A 15,404-nucleotide genomic window follows, 5' to 3' on the forward strand; every position below is an offset into this window, starting at 1 on the left:
CCCGCCGGGCGGCGTCCGCTCCCCCCGACTCCGCCGCGCGATCACGCGACCGCTCGTCGCATGTTTTCATCCGCTCGTCGCACGTGACCGACACCGCGTAACCCTACCGGGGCGTAGTGCCTATGTTCGTGGCAGCCGCTCGGCGGCCCGGCCGCAGGGGCCCGCGGGGGGAGGCACCGCCGGCACCGCCGGCAGATGACCGTCCCACATCGGTGCCTACTGGGCCCGCAGGCCTGGTCGCCGCGGCCACGTAGGGGGGAGGGGGCACGTCCCGCACACCGACCCGCGGACGTGCCTCCTCCGCCGCAGCGCGGCGCGCCCCCGCCGACGCGCACGGTTTCCTCTGATCCCTCCCGGTTTATGCCCGTCTTTTGTGGATAGCGGGACGCTGAGGAGGAACGAGGAGTCATGCCGAAAACCACGAAGACCGGCAAACCGCGCAAGGACGAGTTGCCGAGCACCCTCCAGCGTTCCGACAAGGAGGCGCAGGAGACCTTCGCCAAGGCCCACGACAGCGCGGTCGAGACGTACGGCGAAGGGGAGCGGGCGCACCGCACCGCGTACGCGGCGCTCAAGCACAAGTTCGAGAAGAGGGGCGACCGGTGGGTCAAGAAGGCCCGCAAGGGCCCCTCCGACCCCCGCGCGAAGAACCCGAAGGCCCGAGAGAACAAGGGGAAGAGCTTCGGCGGCGTCGACGTCGAGGGCCGCTCCAAGCACGACCTGTACCAGCAGGCCGCCGAGCTGGACGTGCAGGGGCGCTCGCGGATGTCCAAGCAGGAGCTGGCGGAGGCCATCGCCCGCAAGCAGGGCTGAGAGCGGCCATGCCGATGGCCGAGCGCGCCAAGGCGGCGGTGCGCGCTCCTGGACCGCCACCCCCGCGGATGCGTCGCCGAGGAGACCGGCGCACGACCGCATCCGCAGGGCCGCCCGGGTCTGACCCCGGTCCGCCGTCCGGAGCCTCCGACCCGGGCGGACGCGCGGGACGAGGGTCCTACTCGCCGTTCCACCAGCGGGTGATGGCGTCCATCAACCGCCGGGGAACGGGACCGGACGGCGCGGGCGCCGCCTGCTGGGCGGCTCCCGCGGCGGCGGGCACGGCGGCGTGCTGCGCCGGCGTCGCCTCCGCCTCGGCCTCGCGGTCCTGCTCGTCGTTCTGCGCGTGCCACGCCTGGTCGGGGTCCCGGACCGGCGGGAACGTCACCGGAAGCGCCTTCAGCGACCGGTGGAAGGGGCCGGGCCGCCACTCCAGTCGGTGCTTGGGCACGGCGAGCTGCACGTCGGGCAGGCCGTCCAGGAGCCGTTCGATGGCCACCGACGCGATGAGCCGCGCGTGGCTCTTGGCGGGGCAGGCGTGCGGGCCCGCGCCCCACGAGACGTGGGCGCGGTTGCCGACCCGCTGGTCGGTGGCCTTGGACGGGTCGGTGTTGGCCGCGGCGAAGCTGATGACGATCGGCTGGTTGGCCGGCAGGACCGTGCCCATGTACTCGGTCTCGCGGTCCAGGAAGCGGGCCGCGTAGTTGGCGATGGGCGGGTCGGTCCACAGGACCTCTTCGATGGCGTCCTCGACGGGGACGCTGCCGCCGGACAGGTCGCCGGCGAACCGGTCGTCCGACAGGAGCAGCAGCAGCCCGTTGGCGATGAGGTTCTGGGTGGGCTCGGTGCCCGCGCCCAGCAGCAGCACCAGGTTGTGCAGCAGCTCCTCGTCGTTCAGCCGCGCCGGATGGGCGATCAGCCACGACGTGACGTCGGCGCCGGGCCGCTCCCGCTTCATCTCGATCAGCCGCCGGGCGCCGTCGCTCAGCGCCGCGTTGCCCTTCTGGACGTCCTCCACCTGGAAGATCGCGCTCACGCCGTACATCAGCTGCTGGGCGATGTCCGGCGGGCAGCCGAACAGCTCCATGAACACCAGCAGCGGCAGCACGACCGCGTAGTCCTTGAGCAGGTCCGCCTCGCCCATCGGGCCCATGAGGCGGATGAGCTTGTCGGCGTTGCGCTCGACGTAGCCGCGCAGGGTGGTGGTGTCGATCCGGGCCATCGCGTCGGTGATGGCGCCGCGCAGCCGCGCGTGGTGGGTGCCGTCGGTGTGCAGCGCGTTCGGCCGGTACCCCATCATCGGCAGCACCGGGCAGTCGGGCGGCACCGTCTTCTGCCAGCCGCGCGGGTCGTGCTTGAACGTCAGGTCGTCCCGCAGCACCTCGAGGACGGCGTCGTACCCGATGGCGAGCGTCGCGGGGACGCCGGGCGCCAGCTCCACGGGCGCGAACGACCCGTAGCGGCGCAGCTTGGCGTAGGTGGCGTGCGGGTCGGCCGCGAACTCGGGGCCGTACAGCGGCGTCCGGCCGGTCGTCGTGCGCGCCGCGCCCGCCTCGTCCCGCGTCGGCGCGACGGGCTGCGGCTGGGCGCCGGTCTGCGCCGCGGCGAACTCGGGCTCCCCTCCGGCGGGTTCGGACGCGGCGCCGGTCTCGTCGTCCAGGCGTTCGGTCGTCATGACTGCTCCCGTTCGGTGGCGATGAGATGGTCCACCAGGGCGATCAGCGCCCGCGCCGACGACGCGCGGTCGCGGGCGTCGCAGGTGACGAGCGGGGTGGCGGGATGCAGGTCGAGGGCCTCGCGGACCTCCTCGTCGGGGAACACCGGGGCGCCGTCGAAGGCGTTCACGGCCACCGCGTACGGCAGCCCGTGCCGCTCCACCAGGTCCATGATCTCGAAGGACTTCTCCAGGCGGCGGGTGTCGACCAGCACCAGCGCGCCCAGGGCGCCGAGCGACAGGTCCTCCCACAGCCGCTTGAAGCGGCCCTGCCCCGGCGTGCCGAACAGGTACAGCACCAGCCGGTCGCTGAGGGTGAGCCGCCCGAAGTCCATGGCGACGGTGGTGTGGGTCTTGTCGGGGACGCCGGTCAGGTCGTCGATGGGCGCCCCGGCCTGCGTCATCCGCTCCTCGGTGCGCAGCGGCCGGATCTCCGACAGCGTGCTCACGAACGTCGTCTTGCCGACCGCGAAGTGCCCCACGATCAGCAGCTTCACCGACCTGCGCACCGTGTCGCGCACGTACATGCCGCCCGCGGCGGCGCCCGCCCCGGGGGCCGCCGGGGCGGAGCTCTCAGAGGAGAGCACGGAGTCCATCGAGCACCTCCTGCAGGAGCTCCAGCTCCTCGGGCCGCGATTCCGGGCCCGCGGCCCGGGTGGTGATGTGGCCGCTGTCCACCAGGTCGGACAGCAGCACCTTGGTGACGCTGACGGGAAGCTGCAGATGGCCGGCCACCTCGGCCACCGACAGGGCCCCGCCCCGGCACAGCGTCACGATGCGGCGCTTCTCCGGGCTGAGCCCGGTCAGCGGCAGATCCCCCGCGGCCGTCACCAGCGTGACCAGGTCGAAGATGTTGCGGCTCGGACGCGCCCGACCGCCGGTCACCACGTGCGGCCGGACCAGCGCCCGCCTGTTGCGCGGCGTCATCATGCGTCGGCGCTCCGCGGCGGCGAGGACAGCTCCTTACCGAGCCGCTGCACCAGCTCCTGCAGCCGGAACGACACCGCCTCCATGTCCACGTTCGGGGTCGCCGAGACCGCCAGGTACGCGCCGGGCCCGGCGGCGACCAGGAACACGTACCCGTCGTCGAACTCGCTGACCGTCTGCCGCCACGTGGTGCTCGGGTTCCCGCAGAACTCGGCGGTGCTGCGGGCCAGCGACTGCAGGCCCGCCATCCCGGCGGCCTGCCGCTCCGCCTCGTCCCGGTCGATCCGCGCGGAATGGGCGATCAGCAGCCCGTCGGCCGACAGCAGGATCGCGTACCGGGTCTCCGGCATGCGCAGCGCGTCATCCAGCATCCAGCCGAGCTTGTTGTCCATGAAATCGGTCATGACCGGCTGTTCCCTTCACTGTCGGCTTCGTGCTGAGCGGACGGCCCCTCCGCCCCACCGGAGACGGACGCGGCGCGACCGGACCGGGTTCCGCGCTGCCAGGCGCCCAGGCCGGCGGCGCTGCGGCGCGACGGCGGCTCCGCCCCGACCCGCGCCTCGGGCGCGGCGCCGCTCCCGGCGGCGGGCTCGCGGGGCCCCTGCCCGGGCGCGGCGGCGCTGACCCGGCGGCGCTTGGGCAGCCCCCCGGCGGTGGTGGCCCCCACGGCGGCGGGCTCCTGCTGTCCGGCGGACGGGTCCGGCGCCGCGGCGCCGGGGGCGGACGACGCGTCAGGCTCGGGCGACACGGCGGGTCCCTCCTGCTCGTTCGTCGGGACGGCGGTCAAGAGCGCGTTCGGCAGGAACACCACCGCGCGCACGCCTCCGTACGGCGACCTGGTGTCCACCGACACGGTGAACCCGTAGCGGGCCGAGAGCACCCCGGCGACCGCGAAGCCGACCTGCGGCGGGTCGCCGATCCGGTTGATGTCGACGCTTTCGCGTCCGTTCAGCAGCCGGGTGGCGCGCTGGATCTCCTCCCCGTTCATCGCCACCCCGGCGTCGTCGATCATGATGGCCACGCCGTTGTGCGCCATCTGGAAGTTGACGTCGACCTTCGTGTTGGGCTGCGAGTGCCGCGTCGCGTTGTCCAGCAGCTCCGCCAGCACCAGCACCACCGGCTCCACGGCGCGGCTCACCACCGCGACGTTGACCTCCGAGCTGATCTGCACCCGCAGGTAGTCGCGGATCCGGGAGATCGCGCCGCGCACCACGTCCGACAGCGCCGACGCCTGGCGCTGCTGGCCCGGCCAGGACCCGCACAGCACCGCGGTGGCCTGGGCGCGCCGTCCCAGCTGGGCGTTCATGTGGTCCAGGCGCAGCAGGTCGGCGAGCACCTCGGGGTCGTCGTGCCGCTCCTGCATGTCGCTCAGCGCGAGCTGCTGCTCGTTGGCCAGGCTCTGCACGGTCCGCATCATCGACCGCAGCGTGACCTTCGCCGAGCGGTCGGCGCGGACCCGGGCGCGCTCCACGCTCTCGGTGAACAGATCCAGCACCGCCTGGACGTCCTGCCCGAACGGCGTGCCGGTCAGCCACTGCTCGTGCAGCGGCTTGGACACCGTCACCGGCCGCCCGTCGAGCTGGTCGCGCAGCTCGGGAAGCCGGGTACCGACCAGATGCCGCAGTTCCTCGTCCCGCCGCCGCAGATCGTCAAGCAGCGCCTCGACCTGCCCGCGGTACCGCTCGGTGATGTGCCGCTGGCGCATGTGCACGACCGCGAGGACGACGATGACGATAGCCGCGCCGGCGAGCGCCGCCACCAAGAGGGGTTGCTCCATCAGGTCCTCAGTAGGGGTGGAATGGTCCAACGTGGCGATTGGGCGATTATGTCGCGAATCACAGTGGTTCGCGGGCGAAACGGCGCGTGTCCTCGCCCAGGACCGCGAAGCGGTTCCGCGGTCCTCCCGCGGCCGGGCCGTGCCGCACCGCCCGTCCCCGCCTCGTTTGCGCATGTGACACCGATGTTCCGCGCGGTCGGCCGCGTCGCCGCAACGCTACCGATGCCACCTGTCTCCTTCCCGTGCCCGGGGTTCCGCCCATGACGTTGTACGGCCGCCCGCCGGAGTCCCGCCTCACAGGGCGCGGACGCGCTTCACCACGGCCGGGCGAGCCGGCGCGCCGCGGGGACGCCTTCCGATGACGCGCCCCGGGAACGCAGTTCGTCACCGTACCGGTCGCGGAACTCGTCCTCATATGCGCCCCACGCTTCCCCCGCCCTCCCCCACCCACATACCGCCCGACCACTCCCCCAAGCCCCGCCCCCAATCCCCCGCCGCACGCCCGTCCACTGCGCCAGCCCATCCGTGACGTTCGACGGCCCCGCCCGCGCTCGCCGCCCTGGCGCGAACCGGCAGAACCCGCATGCACGGGAAACAAGCCATAGGCCGCCGAGTCGAAGTTCTGACCGCCGCGCGCTGCTAACCGCAGCGAGACTTCGCCCACTCGGGGCGCACCACCCCCATACATGACCCACCTCATCAGCCGCGACCGCGTCCACACGTCAACCCCACATCCTGACGAGGCCAGTCCCCCGCCTACATGAGGAAGCCACCAACACTGTCCCGCGCCCGTCGACCGACCAATTCCATCCGTGACGTTCGACGGCCCCGCCCGCACTCGCCGTCTGGCGCGGACCAGCAGAACCCGCATGCACGGGGAGCAAGCCGTAAGCCGCCGTGTCGGGGTCTTGACTGCCGCGCTGCTCACCGCAGCGGGATTCAGTTGAACGGCGCAACCCCCCAGCGCGAGTCGACACAGCGACCGCGTTCAGACACGTCAAGCCCACATCTGGCCAGGGCCACTCCCGTGGTCGCGCGACCGAAACCACCGGCATCGTCTCGAGCCAGCCCACCAGGCGAGCCAATCCGTGACGTTCGACGACCACCACACGCGCTTGTCGGCCCCAGCGCGAAATCACACAGGCCGTACACACGATCGCCGGGAAGCAAGCCATAGGCCGCCGCGTCGAAGTTCTGACCGCCGCGCTGATCAACGCAGCGGGTCACCACCAGACCGGCACAACCACCCGTATACGCAACCCGCCGCATCGGCAAGCGCGTTCGGGCACATCAGTCCATGTTCCGCTCCACCCCGCCACGGATCGAAGCCCCGACATCGTCCGGCGCCCGTCAACTGGGCGGGCCGATCCGTGACGTTGGGCGCGTCTCCGCCTGTCACTGATCGTCGGCTTGGTGCGAGACTGGGGGATGCCGGACGGACGACCGCTGGGGAGCAGCCTTTGACCAGTCGCAGGCCGCGGGCCGCGTCGGTGATGTGGTGGATCGTGACCGCGGTGCTGCTCGCCGCGGCGGGATACTGCCTGACGGGCGCGATCACGCAGGGCACCGCCACCCGCAAAGCCGCCCACGGGCAGGGACGGCCGGGCACGTTCCTCGCCGAGACCTGGGAATGTTCCAAGACCTGCTCGTGGTACGGGACGTTCACACCGGACCTCGGCGATCGGGGCGTCGTCCGCCACATCGAACTGCGCGGCGCGGACGAGGACTCGATCGACGCGGGCCGCCGCGTGCGCGTGCGGAACGTCGGCGCCTTCGTCCAAGCGGAGAACGGCGCGCCCGAATGGGGCTCCACGATCGCCAACTCCATGGGCACGTTCATCCTCGCCCTGTTCGCGGTCGGGACGTGGTGGGCCTCGATCGCCAGACGGTCGTGACGTCGTGTCCGCCGCCCAGCCTCTTCTCGCGCCTCAACGCACATGACCGCGCTCCCCACCCGAGTGGACGCCGAGGGGCGGCGGGCCAGTACGGCGTGGACGCGGCGGCGCGCGACCGCTTTTCGTGCGCCGATCAAGGCTGCGTCATGCGTTGCAGAACGTTCAGCCTGACCGGTGGGTCGTTGACGCCGTCGATGACGGCGCCCCGGTTCAGCGTGCAGCAGGACTGCGGCGCCGCCGTGCGCCTTTCCGCCCACTACTCGTTCGACCGCGACAACATATTGACGCCGTAGTCATCGGCAATTTATTTTCTTCTGGTATCCTGGTTTCAGATTCTCTGATCTGTCATTTAGCATCGCGTTCCCCAAGGCAAGGGAAGGAACGACGATGCACGAGGGACAGCCCAGTCGGACCGCGCTGACGACCGCCGCGGCGCGCGCCGCGCACCTCATTGTCGACAGCGAGCCCCATATTCTCCATGACACCGTCGCGGCCGCACTGCTCGGCGGCAAGGCCGAGGAGATGCTCGGTTACCACCGCACGCACGGCGACCACCTGGTGCTCTCCGGCACCCGCGCGCTGGTGACCGCGCGCAGCGCCTACACCGAGCGGCTGCTGGCCGACAGCGGCGCGGACCAGTACGTGATCCTCGGGGCGGGACTGGACACCTTCGCCTATCGCAATTCCGGAATCCGCGTTTTCGAGGTCGATCACCCGGCCACGCAGGAATGGAAGCGCTCACTGCTCAAGGACGCGGGATTCGCCGTGCCCGAGCACCTCGCGTTCGTCCCGCTCGACCTCGAATCCGGCGGCCTCCTCGACGGGCTCACCGCCGCCGGCTTCGACCCCGGCCGCCCCGCCCTGGTCGGCTGGCTGGGCGTCGCCGTGTACCTCACCCGCGACGCCATCGCCTCGACGCTCGCCGAATTGGGCCGCATGGCTCCCGGCTCCGACGTCGTCATGGAGTACGCCCTGCCGCGGGAACTGCGGGACGAGACGGGCAAGGCGTACGGCGACATGACCGCCCAGGTGGTCCGCGAGAGCGGCGAGCCCCACCTGACCTTCTTCACCCCCGACGAGGTCACGGAGCTGATGAAGGAGCACGGCCTCGAGGTCGTGGAACACGTCGGCATGCACGACGCCGTCCCCGCGTCCTTCTGGGACCGGGCGGACGCCCTCCGTCCGTTCGACTCCATGCGCCTCGCCCACGCCGTCGTCCCCGCCCGTGACGGCGACGCCGTAACGAGCGACTGACCGGTCGATCGCAAGCCGGGCGCGGACCGAGTCCGCACCCGGCTCCCGACCTGGACGGCCCGGTCGGCTCGCGCGTGGTGCCAGCGCGAACCGACCGGGCCGTTGCGTGCACCTGGGTGTCACTGGGGCGGGGCCGCGGGCGGCGGCTTATCCGGTCGCGCTGCCGATTCGACACGACGTCGGAGTCAACCGGGCCGACATCGGTGGCTGAAGATCGAACACCGCGACGTCTCGGCTCGTTTCACCGGCTCGGCCCTGCTGTTCGCGCCGACCGTCGACGGCCGTGGTGCCCCGACCGTCCCTTCGCCGCCCGGTTCGTGTTCCGCCCGGTTCGTATTCCAAGCGATCGCACCGGACGACACGACGGCCGCCGAGCCGGGCCACCGCCTGGGCGCGTCCAAGCAGATCGCAGGAAAGACGATCGAGCGCCTGGAACACGGGCCGGCAGATCCGCCGCACCGGTACGTGGGTGCCGAAGGCGATGGTGGACACCGGGAGGTGGGCGGCGTCGACGACCTCGGGGACCAGTGGGGCCCTGGCCGGTCGACACCGGCGGGCTCAGTGGCGCTCCCAGCGCGTCAGGCGACCGGTTCGGCGGCGCAGCCGGCCTCGGGGTCGGCGTCGAACTGGGTGCGGTGCAGTTCCGTGTAGCGGCCTCCGGCGGCGAGCAGCTCGTCGTGGGTGCCGCGTTCGACGATGCGGCCGTCCTCGACCACGAGGATGAGGTCGGCGGCGCGGACCGTGGACAGGCGGTGGGCGATCACCACGGCGGTGCGGCCCTCCAGCGCCTCGGCCAGAGCCTCCTGGACGGCCGCTTCGGAGGTGGAGTCCAGGTGGGCGGTGGCCTCGTCCAGGACGACCACGCGGGGGCGGGCGAGCAGGAGGCGCGCGATGGTCAGGCGCTGACGTTCGCCGCCCGACAGGCGGTAGCCGCGTTCGCCGACGACGGTGTCCAGGCCGTCGGGCAGGCTCGCGACCAGGTCGTCCAGGCGGGCGCGGCGCAGGACGTCCCACAGTTCGTCGTCGGTGGCCTCGGGACGGGCGAGCAGGAGGTTCTCCCGGATCGACTCGTGGAACAGGTGGCCGTCCTGGGTGACCACGCCGACGGTGTCGCGGATGGAGGCGAAGGACAGGTCGCGCACGTCCACGCCGTTGAGGCGGACGGCGCCGGAGTCGACGTCGTACAGGCGCGGCAGCAGGCCCGCGATCGTGGACTTCCCCGCGCCGGAGGAGCCGACCAGGGCGACCATCTGCCCGGGCTCGGCGCGGAAGGAGATGCCGTGCAGGACCTCGGCGCCGCCGCGGGTGTCGAGGACGGCGACCTCCTCCAGCGACGCCAGGGAGACCTTGTCGGGCGAGGGGTAGGAGAAGCGGACGTCGTCGAACTCGACCGCCACCGGCCCCTCGGGCACCGGGCGGGCGTCCGGGCGTTCGGCGACCAGCGGCTCGAGGTCGAGGACCTCGAAGACGCGCTCGAAGCTGACCAGGGCGCTCATCACCTCGACCCGCGCGCCGGCCAGCGCGGTCAGCGGCGCGTACAGGCGGGTCAGCAGCAGCGCCAGCGCGACCACCGCGCCCGCGTCCAGCCGGCCGCGCAGGGCGAAGTAGCCGCCGAGGCCGTAGACCAGGGCGAGGGCCAGGGCGGACACCATGGTGAGGGCCGTGATGAAGACGTGCTGCACCATCGCGGTGCGCACGCCGATGTCGTGGACCCGCCGGGCCCGGACGGCGAACTCGCGCGACTCGCGGGAGGGCCGTCCGAACAGCTTCACCAGCGTCGCGCCGGGCGCGGAGAACCGCTCGGTCATCTGGGTGCTCATGGCGGCGTCGTGCGCCGCGGCCTCGCGCTGCAGCCGCGCCAGGCGGGTGCCCATGCGCCGGGCGGGCAGCACGAACACCGGCAGCAGCAGGAGCGCCAGCAGCGTGATCTGCCAGGAGAGGCCCACCATGACCGCGAGCGTCAGCGCCAGGGTGACCAGGTTGCCGACCACTCCGGACAGGGTGTCGCTGAAGGCGCGCTGCGCGCCGATCACGTCGTTGTTGAGGCGGCTGACCAGGGCGCCGGTGCGGGTGCGGGTGAAGAAGGCGACCGGCATGCGCTGGACGTGGTCGAACACGGCGGTGCGCAGGTCGAGGATGAGGCCCTCGCCGATGCGCGCCGACAGCCACCGGTTGAGCAGCCCGATCCCGCCCTCGGCGACGGCGATCACGGCGATCAGCACGGCCAGGCCGACCACGGTGCCGGTGGCGGCGCCCTCGCCGATCGCGTCGACGACGCGTCCGGCCAGCACCGGCGTGGCCACCGCCAGGACGGCCAGGACGACGCTCAGCAGCAGGAACCACGCGAGCTGCACGCGGCGCGGCCGCGCGAACGCCCAGATGCGGCGGAGCGTGGCGCGGGAGAAGGGCCGCCGGTCGTCTTTGGCGTTCATCGCGTGGTGCAGGGACATCCACGCGGTGACTTCCATGCTCATGGGGGGCACCGCCGATCTGGTCGGAGAAGAGTCGTCCGACCTCCGATGATGGAACCTCAACCAGACTTGAGGTCAATCTCGCCGTCGCGGGGCATCCTCTCGTACGGGTCCGACTTTTTGCGCGGCCGGGGCCGCGCGGTTCGAGCGACGGGAGCGAGCGTGGGCATCGACATCGACAAGGCACGGGCCGACACGCCGGGGTGCGCGCGGGTCGCGCACTTCAACAACGCGGGCGCGGCGCTGCCGCCGCAGCCGGTGATCGACGCGGTCGCGGCGCATCTGGAGCTGGAGGCGCTGACCGGCGGCTATGAGGCGTACGAGCAGGCGTCGGCGGCGGTGGAGCGGTTCTACGACGCGGTCGCCGGGCTGCTGGGCGCGGATCGCGACGAGATCGCCTTCGTGGAGAACGCCACGCGGGCGTGGGACATGGCGTTCTACGCGATCCCGTTCCGGCGCGGCGACCGGATCCTCACCACGACCAGCGAGTACGCCAGCAACGGCGTCGCCTACCTGCAGGTCGCGCGGGCCCGGGGCGTCCGCGTCGAGGTGGTGCCGGACGACGCCGACGGCCAGATCTCCCTGGAGGCGCTGGAGGCCATGCTGGCCGAGGGCGGCGTGCGGCTGGTGTCGATCAACCACGTCCCGACGCACAACGGCCTGGTGAACCCGGCGGCGGAGGTGGGACGGCTGGCGCGGGCGGCGGGCGCGCTGTACCTGCTGGACGCGTGCCAGTCGGTCGGGCAGCTGCGCGTGGACGTCCGCGAAATCGGATGCGACATGCTGTCGGCTACCGGCCGCAAGTTCCTCCGCGGGCCGCGCGGAACGGGCCTGCTGTACGTGCGGCGGGACGTCCTGCGCACGCTGGAGCCGCCGTTCCTCGACCTGCTCTCGGCCGCCTGGACGGCCCCGGACGAGTACGTCGTCCGCGACGACGCGCGGCGCTTCGAGACCTGGGAACGCCATGTCGCGGGGCAGATCGGGCTGGGCGTTGCCGCCGACTACGCCGTCGCGCTGGGCCTGGAGGCCATCGAGGAACGCGTGACGTCCCTCGCCGCGACGCTGCGGGACGAGCTGTCGGCCCGCCCGGGGGTGAGGGTCCTGGACCGCGGGGCGCGTCGGTCCGGCATCGTCACGTTCACCGTGGACGGTCACGATCCCGCCGACGTCAAGCGCGCGCTGCGGGAGCACGGCGTCAACGTGAGCGTCACCAACGTCGGGCAGCAACGGTTCGAGCCTCGCGGCGCCGCCACCGCCGTACGCGCGTCGGTGCACTACTACAACACCGAGGACGAGGTGGAGCGCCTGCTGCGCGCTCTGCCACGCCCCGCGTGACCCTGCGCGGCCGCCCACGAGCCCGGTCGATTCCCAGGGAAACGCCCTTAGTCGGCAAAAGGCTCGCCTCGGCCCGCGATCCGCCGAAGGACGCGGGAAGGCCGAGCGCATGACCACCGTGCTCCAGGGCTGCCTGGCGATCTTCGGGACGGGAGCTGCGGCGGTCGCGGTGGCGCTGCTGCTCCAGCGGTCGGTCCCCGCGCGGACGCGGTACGACTTCGGAAGGTACGGGACGGTCACCTCCGTCCTGGTGGCGTCGGTGTTCATGCTGGCGGTCATCACGAGCGCCCTGTTCGTCTGGACGGCCTTCAACCAGGCGGGCCGGGCGGTGCGGCAGGAGGCGAACGCGGTCACGGAGCTGTACTGGTTCTCCCGCACGATCGGCGGCGCGCAGGCGTTACCGCTGCGCACCGACGTCCGCGACTACGTCACCAACGTCGTCCGCCTGGAATGGCCGGCCATGGCCGAGACGAATCAGATGAGCCCCCGCTCCTGGCAGTTGGCGAACCAGCTGCGCTACGACGTCGAGCGGCTCTCCCCCAGGGAGGGCGGGGAGACGGCGCGCTACCAGGACGCGCTGCGAGCGGTGGACGGACTGTTCGCCGCCCGGCGCGCACGCGCCTCGGCGGCGGCGACCCGCATCCCGACGCTGATGTGGGCGGCGGTGGTGTCCACCGGGCTGCTGGTGGTGCTGCTGCCGATGCTGCTGGGCGATCCGCGTCCGGCGGTTCGCATCGTGTTGTCGTTCGTCGGCGCGACCACGGTCGCGTTCGTGGTATTCCTCCTCTACGAGGTCAACGTGCCCTTCGCCGGCAGCGTCAAGGTCACCCCGGTGCCGTTGGAGGACGCGCTGCGCTCGTTCGCCGACATCGACGCGCTGTGGGGCGACCGGCCCTGACGAGCGTTCGGACCGAGGGTGTGAGGGTGTGAACCTGGGGGCCGGACCGCGCATCTCCACAGAGGCACGGGGGTCGTCGGCGAGACCGTTCCGCCCGCCTGCCCGGTGGTTTCTCCGTCTGCCCGGTCGAGATGTCGAGGAGGTCGCGCCGTGAAGGACGCGTCGGGTGTGCTGGACGACGACGCAGAGCACGAGGCCGCCGGGGCGTCCCCGCAGGACGACCCCGACAGCGGCGCCGAGGCGAGACCGGACACCGGCTCCGATACCGCACCGGACACCGCCCGCGACCAGGAAGAATCGTCGGAAACCCCGCAATCTCCGCAAACCGCGGACGGGGCGGAGGAAGCGCCGGAGGCGACGACGGAAGAAGAGCCGTCCGCGTCCGAGGATGACGAGTCCTCAGCGGGCGGAGACGGCGAACGCGCCCAGGACGACGCGCAGGCGGACACGGGCCACGACGACGACCAGGACGAGGACGAGACGCCGGCCGAGCCGTCCTCTGAGTCCGCCGGCTCCCCTGATGCCGCCGAGGCGGCCGAACGGGTCGGCGAGACGACGTCCGACGACGTCCCTGACGACGCTCCAGAGGACCGTTCGCACGACGCCTCGTCCGACGAGCAGGCGGACGAGCCCGAAGCCCCCGAACCCGAGGACGAGTCCCGCCCCGCCGGAACCGACGGGCATGAAGCCGGCAGGGACGAGGGGAGGACGCCCACCGCGGAGTTTCGGCTGCCCGAGCGGGAGTCCACGCCCGCTTCCGGCCAGGTCACCGTCCCGGACCTGCCGCGCCCGGTGTTCCCCGAGAGATGGGCGGGCGACACGGAATTCGGGACGGGCGCCACCCGTGGCCGAGTTTCTGAAGAGAAGCCGCGGCCCGCGCCCCAGGCCGCCGCACCGCCTCGGCCGGCGTCCGAACGCCCCTCCGCCCGCGTCTCGTTCTCGGCTCACCCGACGGTCGAGGACAAGCTCCCCGAGCGCCCCTTCGCACCCGGGGACACGTCTCCCGAGCCGACTGCGCCGACGTACGCGGCGGCTCCCCCTCAGACGGCTCCGGCCCCGCCGTCGGCGGCGCCGCCCGCGCCCGCACAGCCGCCGATCGACGGGGCGCCCGCCGAGGCGCCGCAGCGCAAGCGGCGGCGCGGTCCGGTCATCGCCATCGCGGCGCTCGTGCTGCTGGCGGGACTGGTGACCGGCCAGCTCGTGCGGCCCGTGCCCGAGCCGACGCTGCACCTGACGCTGCCGACGACCCGGTACACGTTCCAGGGCGCCGCCCCTGTGCTCCCCTGGCCCCAGCACGGGCAGGCGGCCGTGTACGTGGAGGGGCTGGGGACGATGGGGTCGTCCGGCGGGCAGGCGCCGACCCCGACCGCCAGCGTCGCCAAGGTGATGACCGCGTACGTCTTCCTGCGCGACCATCCGCTGCGGCCGGGCGAGCAGGGGCCCACGTTCCGGATCTCGGCGGAGGAGGCCGCGCAGCTCCCCGCGCGCAAACGGCGGGGCGAGTCGCTCGTCGAGGTCGTCGCGGGGCAGCCGTTCACCGAGCGCAAGGCGCTGGAGGCGCTGATGATCGTCTCGGCGAACAACATCGCGCACGAGCTGGCCCGCTGGGACTCGGGCGACGAGCGGGCGTTCGTCCGGAAGATGAACGAGACGGCGCGGTCGCTCGGCATGACCAGCACCACCTACACCGACCCCAGCGGCTACGACCGGGGCACCGTCAGCACCGCCGCCGACCAGGTCAAGCTGCTGACCGCGGCGATGAAGATCCCGGCCTTCGCGGAGATCGTGAGCAACCGCACCTACGTGCCCAACGACGGGCGGCCGCCGCGGCCGGGCGGCAACATCCTGGTCGGACGGTACGGGGTGATCGGCGGCAAGACCGGCTACACCGACGCGGCGGGCGGCAACTTCGTCTTCGCCGCCCGCAAGCAGGTCGGGAACGTCCCGACCATGATCGTGGGCGCGGTGATGGGGCAGCGGTCGTCCAGCGCGATGGGCGCGCTGGTGGTCGCGCAGCGGCTGGTCGTCGCCGCGCAGAACGCGCTGACCTCGGCGACGCTGGCGCCGGCCGGGGCGGAGGTCGCGGCGGTGGACGACGGGTTGGGCGGGCGCACGCCGCTGCGGGCCGCCGCGCCCGTCACGGTGGTCGGCTGGGGCGGGCTCAGCGTGCCGGTCCGCGTCACCGGCGATCCGCCGCGCCGCGCCGCCGACGGCACGCGGGTCGGCGCCGTGACGGCGGGCGCGGCGAGCACTCCGCTGGCGGTGCACGGCGAGCTGAAGGAGCCGTCCCTCTTCAAGCGGCTCCTGCGCCTGGCCTAGG

13 protein-coding genes are annotated in these 15,404 nt (G+C 72.6%); 7 read left to right on the forward strand and 6 right to left on the reverse strand.

Features of this window, described 5'->3' with window-relative positions:
• The first annotated feature begins 408 nt into the window (after positions 1-408).
• A complete protein-coding gene (locus AR3_RS14965; protein ID WP_067914638.1) occupies positions 409-813 on the forward strand; it encodes a ChaB family protein in 405 nt (134 codons plus the stop codon).
• A gap of 178 nt (positions 814-991) precedes the next feature.
• On the opposite strand, the gene AR3_RS14970 is transcribed toward AR3_RS14965, so the two are convergent.
• The 5 genes from AR3_RS14970 to AR3_RS14990 are packed head-to-tail and all read right to left on the reverse strand — an operon-like array spanning position 992 to position 5,231.
• Positions 992-2,488, reverse strand: a complete 1,497-nt coding sequence (locus AR3_RS14970) for a cytochrome P450 family protein (protein ID WP_217998562.1) — start codon at positions 2,486-2,488, stop codon at positions 992-994.
• Positions 2,485-3,054, reverse strand: coding sequence for a GTP-binding protein (locus AR3_RS14975; protein WP_217998569.1), 570 nt, complete (start codon positions 3,052-3,054; stop codon positions 2,485-2,487). The genes AR3_RS14970 and AR3_RS14975 overlap by 4 nt, the downstream gene beginning before the upstream one ends.
• A gap of 46 nt (positions 3,055-3,100) precedes the next feature.
• Positions 3,101-3,457 (reverse strand): DUF742 domain-containing protein, encoded by a 357-nt coding sequence (locus AR3_RS14980; protein ID WP_227022939.1) that lies wholly within the window; start codon positions 3,455-3,457, stop codon positions 3,101-3,103.
• On the reverse strand, positions 3,454-3,858 hold the full coding sequence (locus AR3_RS14985; protein WP_067914644.1) for a roadblock/LC7 domain-containing protein: 405 nt from the start codon (positions 3,856-3,858) through the stop codon (positions 3,454-3,456). The genes AR3_RS14980 and AR3_RS14985 overlap by 4 nt, the downstream gene beginning before the upstream one ends.
• Positions 3,855-5,231 (reverse strand): ATP-binding protein, encoded by a 1,377-nt coding sequence (locus AR3_RS14990; protein WP_067914647.1) that lies wholly within the window; start codon positions 5,229-5,231, stop codon positions 3,855-3,857. The genes AR3_RS14985 and AR3_RS14990 overlap by 4 nt, the downstream gene beginning before the upstream one ends.
• Positions 5,232-6,691: 1,460 nt before the next feature.
• On the opposite strand from AR3_RS14990, the gene AR3_RS14995 reads away from it, so the two are divergent.
• The 3 genes from AR3_RS14995 to AR3_RS15005 all read left to right on the forward strand — a co-directional run bounded on the left by AR3_RS14995 (position 6,692) and on the right by AR3_RS15005 (position 8,380).
• A complete protein-coding gene (locus AR3_RS14995) occupies positions 6,692-7,126 on the forward strand; it encodes a hypothetical protein (RefSeq protein ID WP_106258126.1) in 435 nt (144 codons plus the stop codon).
• Positions 7,127-7,272: 146 nt separating this feature from the next.
• A complete protein-coding gene (locus tag AR3_RS15000) occupies positions 7,273-7,419 on the forward strand; it encodes a hypothetical protein (protein WP_157406678.1) in 147 nt (48 codons plus the stop codon).
• A 94-nt stretch (positions 7,420-7,513) separates the two neighbouring features.
• Complete coding sequence (locus tag AR3_RS15005; protein WP_067914653.1) at positions 7,514-8,380, forward strand: class I SAM-dependent methyltransferase; 867 nt, start codon at positions 7,514-7,516, stop codon at positions 8,378-8,380.
• Between the two features lie 578 nt (positions 8,381-8,958).
• Here AR3_RS15005 and AR3_RS15010 read toward each other — a convergent pair.
• Complete coding sequence (locus AR3_RS15010) at positions 8,959-10,854, reverse strand: ABC transporter ATP-binding protein (protein WP_067914655.1); 1,896 nt, start codon at positions 10,852-10,854, stop codon at positions 8,959-8,961.
• Between the two features lie 159 nt (positions 10,855-11,013).
• On the opposite strand from AR3_RS15010, the gene AR3_RS15015 reads away from it, so the two are divergent.
• From AR3_RS15015 to AR3_RS32205, 3 genes are all read left to right on the forward strand, one after another.
• Positions 11,014-12,186 (forward strand): aminotransferase class V-fold PLP-dependent enzyme, encoded by a 1,173-nt coding sequence (locus AR3_RS15015; protein WP_067914657.1) that lies wholly within the window; start codon positions 11,014-11,016, stop codon positions 12,184-12,186.
• Positions 12,187-12,295: 109 nt separating this feature from the next.
• Positions 12,296-13,084 carry a bestrophin-like domain gene (locus tag AR3_RS15020; RefSeq protein WP_067914658.1) on the forward strand — a complete coding sequence of 263 codons (789 nt, stop codon included), beginning with the start codon at positions 12,296-12,298 and terminating at the stop codon, positions 13,082-13,084.
• Positions 13,085-13,234: 150 nt separating this feature from the next.
• Positions 13,235-15,403, forward strand: coding sequence for a D-alanyl-D-alanine carboxypeptidase family protein (locus AR3_RS32205; protein ID WP_067914660.1), 2,169 nt, complete (start codon positions 13,235-13,237; stop codon positions 15,401-15,403).
• The last annotated feature ends 1 nt before the right edge of the window (position 15,404 follow it).

Source organism: Actinomadura rubrobrunea NBRC 15275 (assembly GCF_001552235.1).
In the GTDB taxonomy this organism is placed as follows: domain Bacteria; phylum Actinomycetota; class Actinomycetes; order Streptosporangiales; family Streptosporangiaceae; genus Spirillospora; species Spirillospora viridilutea.